11 protein-coding genes are annotated in these 12271 nt (G+C 72.7%); 7 read left to right on the top strand and 4 right to left on the bottom strand.

The window, feature by feature from the left end:
- Both DZF91_RS34705 and DZF91_RS34700 read right to left on the bottom strand, forming a co-directional pair.
- Positions 1-422 (bottom strand): hypothetical protein (locus DZF91_RS34705; RefSeq protein WP_199487100.1); only part of this gene is annotated, 422 nt, incomplete at its 3' end.
- A gap of 26 nt (positions 423-448) precedes the next feature.
- Positions 449-1405: an endonuclease/exonuclease/phosphatase family protein gene (locus DZF91_RS34700; RefSeq protein WP_199487099.1), complete on the bottom strand. Its 957-nt coding sequence runs from the start codon at positions 1403-1405 to the stop codon at positions 449-451.
- A 270-nt stretch (positions 1406-1675) separates the two neighbouring features.
- Here DZF91_RS34700 and DZF91_RS34695 point away from each other — a divergent pair, with 270 nt between their 5' ends.
- From DZF91_RS34695 to DZF91_RS34665, 7 genes are all read left to right on the top strand, one after another.
- Complete coding sequence (locus DZF91_RS34695) at positions 1676-2635, top strand: bifunctional riboflavin kinase/FAD synthetase (protein ID WP_117361273.1); 960 nt, start codon at positions 1676-1678, stop codon at positions 2633-2635.
- Between the two features lie 403 nt (positions 2636-3038).
- Positions 3039-3308, top strand: a complete 270-nt coding sequence (rpsO, locus tag DZF91_RS34690; protein WP_117361272.1) for a 30S ribosomal protein S15 — start codon at positions 3039-3041, stop codon at positions 3306-3308.
- Between the two features lie 341 nt (positions 3309-3649).
- On the top strand, positions 3650-5986 hold the full coding sequence (locus DZF91_RS34685; RefSeq protein ID WP_117361274.1) for a polyribonucleotide nucleotidyltransferase: 2337 nt from the start codon (positions 3650-3652) through the stop codon (positions 5984-5986).
- 79 nt (positions 5987-6065) lie between these two features.
- Positions 6066-7412, top strand: a complete 1347-nt coding sequence (locus DZF91_RS34680) for a M16 family metallopeptidase (RefSeq protein WP_199487101.1) — start codon at positions 6066-6068, stop codon at positions 7410-7412.
- 65 nt (positions 7413-7477) lie between these two features.
- Positions 7478-7852 (top strand): phage holin family protein, encoded by a 375-nt coding sequence (locus tag DZF91_RS34675; RefSeq protein WP_117361270.1) that lies wholly within the window; start codon positions 7478-7480, stop codon positions 7850-7852.
- A gap of 112 nt (positions 7853-7964) precedes the next feature.
- The gene (gene dapB / locus DZF91_RS34670; RefSeq protein ID WP_199487098.1) at positions 7965-8711 is read left to right on the top strand and encodes a 4-hydroxy-tetrahydrodipicolinate reductase; all 747 of its coding nucleotides are present in this window, start codon (positions 7965-7967) and stop codon (positions 8709-8711) included.
- The gene (locus DZF91_RS34665) at positions 8708-9286 is read left to right on the top strand and encodes a transglutaminase-like domain-containing protein (RefSeq protein WP_117361268.1); all 579 of its coding nucleotides are present in this window, start codon (positions 8708-8710) and stop codon (positions 9284-9286) included. The genes dapB and DZF91_RS34665 overlap by 4 nt, the downstream gene beginning before the upstream one ends.
- Here the strand turns inward: DZF91_RS34665 and DZF91_RS34660 are convergent.
- Positions 9283-9924, bottom strand: a complete 642-nt coding sequence (locus DZF91_RS34660) for a Uma2 family endonuclease (protein ID WP_235834779.1) — start codon at positions 9922-9924, stop codon at positions 9283-9285. The two genes, DZF91_RS34665 and DZF91_RS34660, sit on opposite strands and share 4 nt — an antisense overlap.
- 111 nt (positions 9925-10035) lie before the next feature.
- Positions 10036-12048: an ATP-dependent zinc metalloprotease FtsH gene (ftsH, locus tag DZF91_RS34655; RefSeq protein ID WP_117361266.1), complete on the bottom strand. Its 2013-nt coding sequence runs from the start codon at positions 12046-12048 to the stop codon at positions 10036-10038.
- Between the last annotated feature and the right edge of the window lie 223 nt (positions 12049-12271).

Here is a 12271-nt window from a genome sequence, read left to right as displayed (position 1 = left end):
GCGGCGGCGGCGATCCGGCGGGCCAGCGACCACGCCGCCGCCTCACCGCGCCGCAGCCACCAGGCGGCGACCAGCGCGGCCAGGGTGTGGGCGAGCGTCATGACCGCGCCGCCGTGGCCGTGCGCGGCGTGCGGCGCCCCGTGGTGGACGGTCCCGTCCGACACCTGGACGAACAGCACGTGCAGCCCGAACTGTGCGCCGAGCAGCCCGCCCAGGATCGTGGGGAGGGACCGCTCCGTCCCGGCGAGCAGCGCCGCGACCACGGCGACCAGCGGGAAGCCCAGCGCGATCCCGGCCGCGGGCACGGCGGCGCCCGCCGAGTACGCGTGGCCGGCGACGGTCAGCGTCAGGCAGACCGTCGCGAAGACCACCGCGCGGGCGGAACGCGTGAGAAGCCGGGCAGGCAGGGCGGAATCGGACATGAGTGGTCTCATCGTCCCATGCCCGTTCACCGGCCGACGCTGAAGTCCGCCTGAACGGCCCGGTGGTCGCTTCCGGGCGTGCGCAGCGTGGTCGCGGCCTCGGCCCGCACGCCCCGGTACAGCACGTGGTCGGGGCGGGTGACCGGGAAGGACGACGGCCAGGTGAAGCCGAGCCCGGTCCCGGCCGTGAGCTGCGCCTCGCTGAGGTGCGGCACCAGCCGGCCGAGCTCGCGGTCGGTGGTCGCGGTGTTGAGGTCGCCGAGCACGAGCAGCCGCTCCGCCCCGTCCGCCCGGACGGCGTCCGCGAGGCGGTCCACGCTGACGTCCCGCCGGTGCGTCGCGCCCGGGCGGGCGGACCCGGCATGGGCCACGTAGACCGAGATCTCCCCGCGCGGGGTCTCGGCCTTCACCCGCAGCGCGCGCGGCCAGCCCAGCCCGAGATCGACGATCTGCGCGCCGCGCAGCGGGAACTTCCCCCACAGGGCGACCGTGCCGCGCCGGGCGGTGAAGGGGTAGACGGCGTCCAGCCGCCGCGTGGAGGCGCCGTCGCGGAACTCCTGGACCGCGATCAGGTCGGCCTTGGTGGCGATCAGCCGCTCGATGGCGGCCGGCGACTCCCGGTTGTCGGCGTACAGGTTCTGGCTGACCACGCGCAGGTCGTGCCGGGCGGACGCCGTGCCGGGGACGAACGCGCCGCCGAACAGGACCGTCCACACGACCGCCGGGACGAGCGCGACGGCCAGGCCCGTCCAGGCCCGCCGGTACGCCGCGACCGCGAGGAGCAGCGGCACCGGCAGCCCGACCCACGGCAGGACCGTGTCGAGGAGCGTCCCGGCCGCGCCGGGGACCGTCCGGTGCCCCGCCAGCAGGGCGGTCAGCACCAGCGCGAGCAGCGCCACCACCGGCCCGCGCGGACGCGTGCCGGAGAGCGGAACGCCGCCGCCACGGGCGTTCCGCGCGCCGCTCCGGCTCTGCACGCTCACGCGGGAAACGCTACCGGCCGAGCCCCCGTGCCCCGACCTCCCACGCCGCCCACCGGCGCCCCGCCCCCAGCGGCTCCGCGACCGCCGTGGCGGGTGATCGACCGCTCCCGTCAGCGGTGATCCACTTCTCCGCGCCCGGGCGTCCGTCCGGCGGACCCCGGGGGACCGCGCACCCCGCCGCGCATGGCACCCTTGGGGCGGGAGACGCCGGTGGCAGGCGTCCCACGGCAGGCTCACCGGTGACGGGTCCGACGCAGGGGAGGGCACAAGGTGCGGCGCTGGCACGGCCTCGACGAGGTCCCCGCCGACTGGGGACGGTCGGTGGTGACCATCGGCGTGTTCGACGGGGTGCACCGGGGGCACGCGCGCATCGTCCGCGCCGCCGCCGAGCGCGCCCGCGAGCGCGGCCTGCGGTCGGTCGCGGTCACCTTCGAGCCGCACCCGGACGAGGTCGTCCGGCCGGGGAGCCACCCGCCGCTGCTGACCACCGCGCGCCGCCGGGTCGAGCTGCTCGGCGAGCTGGGCACGGACGCGGTCCTGGTGGTCCCGTTCACGGCCGAGCAGTCCCGCGAGCCCGCCGACGAGTTCGTCCGCCGCGTCCTGGTGGACGCCCTGCGTGCGGAGCACGTCATGGTCGGCGCGGACTTCCGCTTCGGGCACCGCGCCCGCGGCGACGTCGCGCTGCTGGCCGAGCTGGGCGACAAATACGACTTCACCGCCGAAGGGATCCCGCTGGTGGCCGACTCCGACGCAGGCACCGAGACCATCACCTCCACCCGCGTCCGCGCCGAACTGGACGCCGGGGACGTCGAGGCCGCCGCGCGCGCCCTCGGCCGCCCGCACCGCGTGGAGGGCGTGGTCGTGCGCGGCCACCAGCGCGGGCGCGCGCTGGGCTTCCCGACCGCCAACCTGGAGACCCCGCCGCACTCGGCGATCCCCAAGGACGGCGTGTACGCGGGCTGGCTGGTCGCCGACACCGACCGCTTCCCGCGCTTCCGCTGGCCCGCCGCGATCTCCATCGGCACCAACCCCACCTTCGAGGGCGCCGAGCGCACCGTCGAGGCGTACGCCCTCGACCGCGACGACCTGGACCTCTACGGCGAGCACATGGCCGTGGACTTCCTCGCCCGCATCCGCGACACCCTGAAGTTCGACTCCGTCGAGGCGCTGATCGAGGAGATGCACCGCGACGTCTCCCGCGCCCGCGACCTCACCGCCGAGACGTCCTGACACCGGGACCGGACGCCGCGGGCCGGAGGCCGGGCCTGGCACCGGGACTGGCGCCGGGACTGGCGCCGGGACTTGGCGCTGAGATCGGCCTGGGATCCGAGGCTGAAACCGGCCCCGGATCCTGACGCCGGAATCCGTGGCGGACGGCGTGTCCGGGCGGCGGAATCCGCGCGCCGGAGCGGCCGGTCGCCGGTGATCGACACGGCCCGCCGCCGGTGATCACCGTGCGCCGCCGGTCCGTGACAGCCGGGGCCGCCGTCCGTGGTACGGTTGATAGTCGCCGGGACGAGGTCCCGGCGCGGCGGGCTGCACCCTCATGCGGCCCGCACACGTATCCCTGACGCATCATGCGGACCCCGGCGGCCCCGGGGCCTGCGGATGACGAGATCACAGAAGGAGCCACGTGTCGCTCGACACCGCCACCAAGAACAAGATCATCTCCGAGTACGCGACCACTGAGGGTGACACCGGATCCCCGGAGGTCCAGGTCGCGCTGCTGACCAAGCGGATCAACGACCTGACCGAGCACCTCAAGGAGCACAAGCACGACCACCACAGCCGCCGTGGTCTGCTCCTGCTGGTCGGCCGCCGCCGCCGTCTGCTGAAGTACCTGCAGAACAAGGACATCAACCGCTACCGCTCGCTGATCGAGCGCCTCGGCCTCCGCCGATAGCGGTGCCAGAGGGGGAGTGGTCCGGACCGGGCCACTCCCTCCTCGCATAGAGAACCCCCATACGTCCCCCGGTTCCTGGGCATGACAGTTCCCGGGGGTACCCGGCCGGTCGGACGACCGGCCGGTCCGGCCGGCCGACCAGGCCGGCCACAGAAGGAAGAGCCTCGCGGACACCGCTGCTGCGGCCGGTCCTCGGTAGTGGCCTCCGGACGGCCGCCGGAAACGCGGCCCGTTCCGGACGCTTCGATCGAAGACCGGCACCGCCTGTCAGCACAACGGGAAACGACCGCGAGGCGACGTCGACCGGAAACAGGAGGTTTCCCGTGACCGAAGCTCCGCGCATCGAGGGCGCGACCAGTGCCGAGGCCGTGATCGACAACGGCTCGTTCGGCAAGCGGACCATCCGCTTCGAGACGGGCCGGCTCGCCCGTCAGGCGGCCGGCAGCGCCGTCGCCTACCTGGACGACGAGACCATGGTCCTGTCGGCCACCACCGCGTCGAAGAAGCCCAAGGACAACCTGGACTTCTTCCCGCTCACCGTGGACATCGAGGAGCGGATGTACGCCGCCGGGCGCATCCCCGGCTCGTTCTTCCGCCGTGAGGGCCGGCCGTCCGAGGACGCGATCCTCACCTGCCGCCTGATCGACCGCCCGCTGCGCCCGTCCTTCAAGAAGGGCCTGCGCAACGAGATCCAGGTCGTCGGCACCATCCTCGCGCTGCACCCCGACGACCTGTACGACGTCGTCGCGATCAACGCCGCGTCGCTGTCCACCCAGCTCGCCGGGCTGCCCTTCTCCGGCCCGATCGGCGGCGTCCGCGTCGCGCTGATCGAGGGCCAGTGGGTCGCCTTCCCGCGGCACTCCGAGCTCGAGCGCGCGACCTTCGACATGGTCGTCGCGGGCCGGATGCTCGAGGACGGCGACGTCGCGATCATGATGGTCGAGGCCGAGTCCACCGTCGGCACCCTGAAGCTGGTCGGCGAGGGCGCGACCGCCCCGACCGAGGAGACGGTGGCCGAGGGCCTGGAGGCCGCCAAGCCGTTCATCCGGGTGCTGTGCGAGGCGCAGAGCGCCCTCGCCGAGACGGCCGCCAAGCCGACCGCCGAGTACCCGATCTTCCTGGACTACCAGGACGACGTGCTCGCCGCCGTCACCGCCGCCGTCAGCCAGGAGCTGGCCGAGGCGCTGACGATCGCCGACAAGCAGACCCGCGAGTCCCGGCTGGACGAGATCAAGGCCGGCGCGGTCGAGAAGCTCGGCGCCGACTTCGAGGGCCGCGAGAAGGAGATCTCCGCCGCCTTCCGCGCCGTCACCAAGAAGCTCGTCCGCGAGCGGGTCATCCGCGACGGCCTGCGCATCGACGGCCGCGGCGTGAAGGACATCCGGCAGCTGTCGGCCGAGGCGCACGTGATCCCGCGGGTGCACGGCTCGGCGCTGTTCGAGCGCGGCGAGACCCAGATCATGGGCGTGACCACGCTGAACATGCTCCGCATGGAGCAGATGATCGACACGCTGAACCCCGAGCGCACCAAGCGCTACATGCACAACTACAACTTCCCGCCCTACTCCACCGGTGAGACCGGCCGGGTGGGCTCGCCGAAGCGGCGCGAGATCGGGCACGGCGCCCTCGCCGAGCGCGCCCTGCTCCCGGTGCTGCCGACGCGCGAGGAGTTCCCGTACGCGATCCGGCAGGTGTCGGAGGCGCTCGGCTCCAACGGCTCCACCTCGATGGGCTCGGTCTGCGCGTCCACGATGTCGCTGCTGGACGCGGGCGTCCCGCTGAAGCAGATGGTCGCGGGCATCGCGATGGGCCTGATCCACGAGGGCGGCGAGTACGTCACCCTCACCGACATCCTCGGCGCCGAGGACGCGTTCGGCGACATGGACTTCAAGGTCGCCGGCACCCGTGACCTCATCACCGCGCTCCAGCTCGACACCAAGCTGGACGGCATCCCCGCCTCGGTCCTGGCCGCGGCGCTGAAGCAGGCCAAGGGCGCGCGGCTGGCGATCCTGGACGTCATGGCCGAGGCCATCGAGGGTCCGTCCGAGATGTCCCCGTTCGCTCCGCGGATCATCACGATCAAGGTCCCGGTCGACAAGATCGGCGAGGTCATCGGCCCGAAGGGCAAGATGATCAACTCGATCCAGGACGACACCGGCGCGGACATCACGATCGAGGACGACGGCACCATCTACGTCGGCGCGACCGACGGCCCGTCCGCCGAGGCGGCGCGGCAGGCGATCAACGCGATCGCCAACCCGCACATGCCGGAGGTCGGCGAGCGGTTCCTCGGCACGGTCGTGAAGACCACCACGTTCGGCGCGTTCGTGTCGCTGCTGCCCGGCAAGGACGGCCTGCTGCACGTCTCGCAGATCCGCAAGCTGCACGGCGGCCAGCGGATCGAGAACGTCGAGGACGTCATCTCGGTCGGCGAGAAGATCCAGGTCGAGGTCACCGAGATCGACCAGCGCGGCAAGCTGTCGCTGATCCCGGTCGAGGTGGCCGAGCGCGAGGCCGCCGACCGCGAGGCCGCGGGCGAGGCGCCCCAGGCGCAGGCGCAGGGCGCCGACGGTGAGGAGGCGCCGCGCCAGTCCGGTGGCGACGCCGACGGCGACAAGCGCGCCCCGCGCCGCCGCCGCACCCGTCGCCCGTCCGGCGACGACAGCCGCAACTCCTGATCCGACCGCGTAGCAGCCGTCCCGACCGGCCCGTCCCGTCAGCCACTGACAGGGACGGGCCGGTCGGTCCGTTCGACCCCTGGAGACTCGCCCCGTGACCAGCCCGCAGCAGCCCGGAAGCACCCCCCGCGACGGCCGCGCCGACACCGTGCCCGAGGGGGAGGGGACCGTCCGGCGGACCGTGCTCCCCGGCGGGTTGCGCGTGATCACCGAGACGCTGCCGACGGTCCGCTCGGCCGCGTTCGGCATCTGGGCCGGGGTCGGCTCCCGGGACGAGGAGGTCGCCGACGCGGGCGCCAGCCACTACCTGGAGCACGTGCTGTTCAAGGGGACGGCGAAGCGCTCGGCGCTGGAGATCTCGGCGGCGGTGGACGCGGTCGGCGGCGACCTGAACGCCTTCACCGCCAAGGAGTACACCTGCTACTACGCGCGGGTGCTGGACAGCGACCTGCCGCTCGCGGTGGACGTGGTGTCCGACATGGTCGCGGCGTCGGTGAACCGGCCCGAGGACGTCGAGGCCGAGCGCGGGGTGATCCTCGAAGAGATCCACATGCGCGACGACGACCCGGGCGACCTCATCCACGACGAGTTCTCGCTCGCGCTGTACGGCGACGTCCCGCTGGGCCGGCCGATCCTCGGCACCGAGGAGTCGATCAACGCGCTGTCCCGGGACCGGATCCACGGCTACTACCGCGACCACTACAAGCCGTCCGACCTGGTGGTGTCGGTCGCGGGCAACATCGACCACGACGAGGTCGTCCGGATGGTCGAGACGGCGTGGGCGCCGTACCTGTCCGACATCGCCGCGCCGTCGCCGTCCGCGCCGCGCGTCGGCGGGCCGGACGTGCCGGTCGACCCGTCCGTCCGGGTGCTGGACAAGGACACCGAGCAGGCGCACATCGTGCTCGGCTGCGAGGGCGTCCGGCGCACCGACGATCGCCGGTTCGCGCTCGGCGTGCTGAACGCGGCGCTCGGCGGCGGCATGTCGTCCCGGCTGTTCCAGGAGATCCGCGAGAAGCGCGGCCTGGCCTACTCGGTGTACAGCTTCACCTCGCAGTACGCCGACAGCGGCATCTTCGGCGTGTACGCGGGCTGCCAGCCCGGCAAGGCCGAGGAGGTGCTGGCGATCTGCCGCGAGGAGATCGCCAAGGTGCTGGACGGCGGGCTCACCGACGAGGAGCTGGAGCGCGGCAAGGGCCAGCTGCGCGGCGGCATGGTCCTCGGCCTGGAGGACACCGGCTCCCGGATGTCCCGGATCGGCAAGAGCGAGCTGGTCTACGAGTCGCTGCTGCCGGTGGACGAGGTGCTCGCCCGCATCGAGGGCGTCACTCTCGACGACGTGCGCGACATCGCCGCCGAGGTGCTCGCCCGCCCGCAGGCGCTCACCGTCATCGGCCCGTTCGAGGACGCCGACTTCTCCCTCTGATCAGGCGCTGTCGCACTCCGGGCACGTCCCGTTACCCACCGTTCATGATCGGGTAGGGGACGGGCATGAGATTTCTGCTCAGGACCGTGATCAGCGCGGTCGCGCTGTGGGTGGCGACCGCGCTGATCAGCGGGATCGAGGTGACCGCGGGCAACGGCACCAAGCGGGCGCTCACGCTGCTCGGCGTCGCGGTCATCTTCGGAGTGGTCAACGCGTTCATCAAGCCCGTCATCCAGGTGCTCGGCTGCGCCTTCTACGTGCTGACGCTCGGCCTGTTCGCCCTGGTCGTGAACGCGTTGCTGCTCCTGCTGACCAGCTGGTTGGCCGAGAAGATGCACCTGCCCTTCCACGTGGACGGCTTCTGGCCGGCGTTCTGGGGCGCCATCATCATCGGCGTCGTCAGCTGGCTGCTGAACCTGTTCGTCGCCAAGCACGAGTGACCTGTCCGTCGCCGGGCACGAATGACCTGCTCGTCGCCGGGCACGAGTGACCGGGCCCGGCCACCGGCCGCGATAGGCTCGGGACGAACCCACGCGGACCAGGAGGAACATCGTGATCAGGGTTGGGGTGCTCGGCGCGCGCGGCCGGATGGGCGCCGAAGTGTGCCGGGCCGTCGAGGGCGCGGACGACCTGGAGCTGGTCGCGGCGCTCGACCACGGCGACGCGCTCGACGGGCTCACCGAGGCGGGCGCCGAGGTCGTCGTCGACTTCACCCACCCCGACGTGGTGATGGGCAACCTGCGCTACCTGGTCGAGCACGGCGTCCACGCCGTCGTCGGCACGACCGGCTTCGACGCCGCCCGGCTGGACACCGTCCGGTCGTGGCAGGCGGAGAGGCCCGGCGCGCAGGTCCTGGTCGCCCCGAACTTCGGCATCGGCGCGGTGCTGATGATGCACTTCGCGACCAAGGCCGCGCCGTTCTTCGAGTCGGTCGAGATCGTCGAGCTGCACCACCCGAACAAGGCGGACGCGCCGTCCGGCACCGCGCGCCGCACCGCCGAGCTGGTCGCCGCCGCCCGCGCCGAGGCGGGCACGGACCCGTCCCCGGACGCCACCAGCCAGGAGATCCCGGGCGCCCGCGGCGCGGACGTCGAGGGGGTCCGGGTGCACGCCGTGCGGCTGTCCGGGCTGATCGCGCACCAGGAGGTGCTGCTCGGCGGGCACGGCGAGACCTTCACCATCCGGCACGACTCCATGAACCGCGAGTCCTTCATGCCGGGCGTGCTGCTGGGCGTCCGCCGGGTCGCGGACCTGCCGGACCGGCTGACCGTCGGCATCGAGTCCCTGCTCGGCCTGTGACGTTCTCCCCGGTCTTCGCCGCCGACCCCTGGGAGTACCTCGGCGCGGACGAGGCGGTCGACGTCGAGCACCCGCTCGTCCAGTCGATCGCCTCCGAGCTGCGCACGGGCGACGACCTCACCTACGCGCGGCTGGCCTTCGAGTACGTCCGCGACAACGTGAGCCACCCCGCCGACGTCCCGGACCGGCGCGTCACCTGGCGCGCCTCGGACGTCCTGGACCAGGGCACCGGCTTCTGCCACGCGCAGGCCCACGCGCTCGCCGCGCTGCTGCGCGCGGGCGGCATCCAGGCGGGCCTGTGCTACCAGCGGCTCCGCGACGGCGACCGGCACTTCCTGCACGGCCTGACCGCCGTCCTCGCCGACGACCGCTGGGTCCGGCTAGACCCGCGCGGCGTGGACCTGGAGTTCTCCGCGTCCGAGGACCGCCTCGCCTACACCCCCGACCCGGCCGCCGACGAACGCGACCATCCGACGGTCTACGCCAAGCCCCCGCAGAGCGTCCTGACGGCTCTCCAGAGCCACACGGACGCCCTGGCCATGATCCGCGACGCCGCCCTCCCCGCGGACCTCTAGCCCCAGGGCTCCCACTCCTCGGTCCCCACCCGCACCCCGAACGGCTCAGGAAGCTCGACGATCTCCCCGAACTTCCACTTCACCGACTCCTCGTACATGCCCGCCGGGTTCGGCTCGGTGAAAAGCGTCGTGGCCGCCACCTGTGGATCACGGTCGACGAGCAGGTAGAAGGGGACACCCGTGCGGGCGTAGCCGTTCCACTTGCTCGGCCGTCGGCGCCGGGGGCCGGGCTCCCGGTCCTCGGCGACGTTCGAGCGGGAGGTCACCTCGACGGCGAGCGTGAGTTCGTCGGGAAGGATCTTCGTCGACCGCCGGTCCCGCGCCTTGTGGACGTCGGCGTCCGACATGACGCACAGATCCGGGATGTAGCCCTCGTGGATCTCGCTGAGGCTGACGTCCTGGGTCTGGACGCACCGCCATCCCTCCATCCGTCCGAGGGCCTTCGCGGCGGCGAACGCGTCCTGGAGGTCCCCGACGATCAGGTTGTGCGCGAAGTCCGGACCTGGTGACACGACGATCTCCCCACCGACGATCTCGACACGGGTGCCATCGTGGGGAAGGCCGAGGACGACCCCGAGCTCGTCACGCAGCCAGAGGTCGAACGGGTCGGCGGGCAGGGGGCGATGGACGACGGCCATGACGCTCACTTGAGGTGATTCCTCCCTCACGCAGGGCTCCCGTCATCGTAGAGGCGGCGGTCCCCGAGCGTATCCATTTCGTCGGGGCGGGTCCGCTGGCCGCGCGGTCGGTCAGTCGGGCGGGATCGCGGGGGGTGCCGAGGAGGTGGCGTCGGGTTCGGGGAGGGCCGGGCGGGTGGAGGTCCGCGGGACGCCCGCGGCGGCGTAGGCGGCGGTCTCGTCCAGTGTCTCGGCCTCCAGGAGGGCGGTGGCCAGGGCGTCCAGCTTGTCGCGGTTGTCGGACAGCGTGCGCAGGGCCTCCTGGTAGCACTCGTCGACGATGCGGCGGGCCTCCTCGTCCACGGCGTCCAGGGTGCCCTGCGAGGCGTACTGGTTCATGGGGTCGCCGCCCTCCGGGGGCAGGACCGACAGCGGGCCGATGCGGCCGGACATGCCCCAGCGGCCGACCATGCCGCGCGCGATCTGGGTGACCTGCTGCAGGTCGCTCTCCGCGCCGGTGGTGATGACGCCGAACACCAGCTCCTCGGCCGCCATGCCGCCGAGCGCGCCGATGATCCGCCCGCGCAGGTACCGCTCGTCGTAGGCGTAGCGGTCGCTCTCCGGAGTGGACACCGTGACGCCCAGCGCCCGGCCGTGCGGGACGATCGTGATCTTGCGGACCGGGTCGGCGCCCGGGAACAGCATCCCGAGCAGCGCGTGGCCGGACTCGTGGAAGGACGTGCGGCGGCGCTCCTCCTCGGGCATCACCAGCGAGCGCCGGGTGCCGAGCTGGATCTTCTCCAGCGCGGTGTGGAAGTCGGCGTTCTCGGCGGCGGTGTGGCCGCGCTTGACCGCCATCAGGGCCGCCTCGTTCACCAGGTTCGCCAGCTCCGCGCCGGTCATGCCGGGCGTCATCTTGGCCAGGTCGGTGAGGTCGACGTCGGCCGCCAGCGGAACGTCCCGGACGTGCACCTTCAGGATCGCGACGCGGCCGTCCAGGTCGGGCGGGGACACGGTGATCTGCCGGTCGAACCGGCCGGGCCGCAGCAGCGCGGAGTCGAGGATGTCGGGCCGGTTCGTCGCGGCGATCACCACCACGCCCTCGGAGCCGGAGAACCCGTCCATCTCGGTGAGGATCTGGTTGAGCGTCTGCTCCCGCTCGTCGTGCCCGCCCATGCTGGCGCTGGAGCTGCGGGTGCGGCCGATCGTGTCGATCTCGTCGATGAAGATGATGGACGGCGCTGTCTTGCGGGCCTCGGTGAACAGCTCGCGGACGCGGGCCGCGCCGACGCCGACGACCATCTCGATGAACTCCGACGCGGCGGCCGAGTAGAACGGCACGTCGGCCTCGCCCGCGACGGCGCGCGCCAGCAGCGTCTTGCCGGTGCCGGGCGAGCCGGTCAGCAGCACGCCGCGCGGGGCGCGGGCGCCCATGCGGCGGTACTTGTCGGGGTCCCGGAGGAAGTCGACGATCTCCTCCAGCTCGGCCTCCACCTCGTCGATCCCGGCGACGTCGGCGAACGTGGCGCGCTTCTCGTCCGGGGTGACGGGCTTGGGGGAGCGGCCGAACCCGCCGAGCATCCCGCCGCCGCGTCCGCCGCCGGTCATCCGGCGCTGCAGCCAGACCATCGCGCCGATCCACAGGCCGACGAACAGCAGCGTGGGCAGGAGCGACAGCAGCAGGTTGGCGAGGGCGCCGCGGTTCTCGTTGACGGGCTTGGCCTCGACGACCACGCCCTTGGCGACCATCTCGCCGAAGATGTTGTCGTTGGCGAACTCGGGGCGCAGCGTCTTGAAGTCGGAGTAGGTCTTCTTCGCGTCGCTCTGGCCGGGCACCTGCTGGGCCTGCTTCAGCCGACCCTGGATCTCGAAGCCCTTGGTGTAGACGTCCTTGACGTTGCCCGCCGCGACCTGCTGGGTGAACGCCGTGTAGGGGATGTCGGCGCGTTCCTTCTGCCCGGCGATGTTCATCGACGTGTAGCTGAGCGCGAACACCAGCAGGAGCAGGAGCCAGAAGATGAAGGTGTTGCGGCTCGGACGGAACCCGCCGCCGCCGTCGCCGTTTCCGCCGCCGTTCTTCTTCTCGGGCTGGTGCTTCACGCCCTCGGCGCGCCACGGCTGGCCGGGCTTGTCGCGGGGCGGCACCGACTGCCTCCGGTCGGGCCGCCCCGGATCGGGCCGGCCGCGGTCGGGCCGTCCTTCCGGACGGGCCCGGTCCGGCCGGCCCGGAGGCTGCTCCGCTGGCTTCGACGGCACCTTCGCTCCCCTGCATCCCTCAGCGCGCCCCCTGGCCCGGGGGCGGAACAAGATCTTCCCTGGTCGGCGGCGCGGAAACCCCGGCCGCCGGCGTGCGGACCGGTCCGCCGCG

Source organism: Actinomadura logoneensis (assembly GCF_003428695.1).
Classification (GTDB): domain Bacteria; phylum Actinomycetota; class Actinomycetes; order Streptosporangiales; family Streptosporangiaceae; genus Spirillospora; species Spirillospora logoneensis.
Note: the sequence above shows the minus strand (reverse complement) of the source record. Positions and strands in the feature narration are given on the sequence as shown.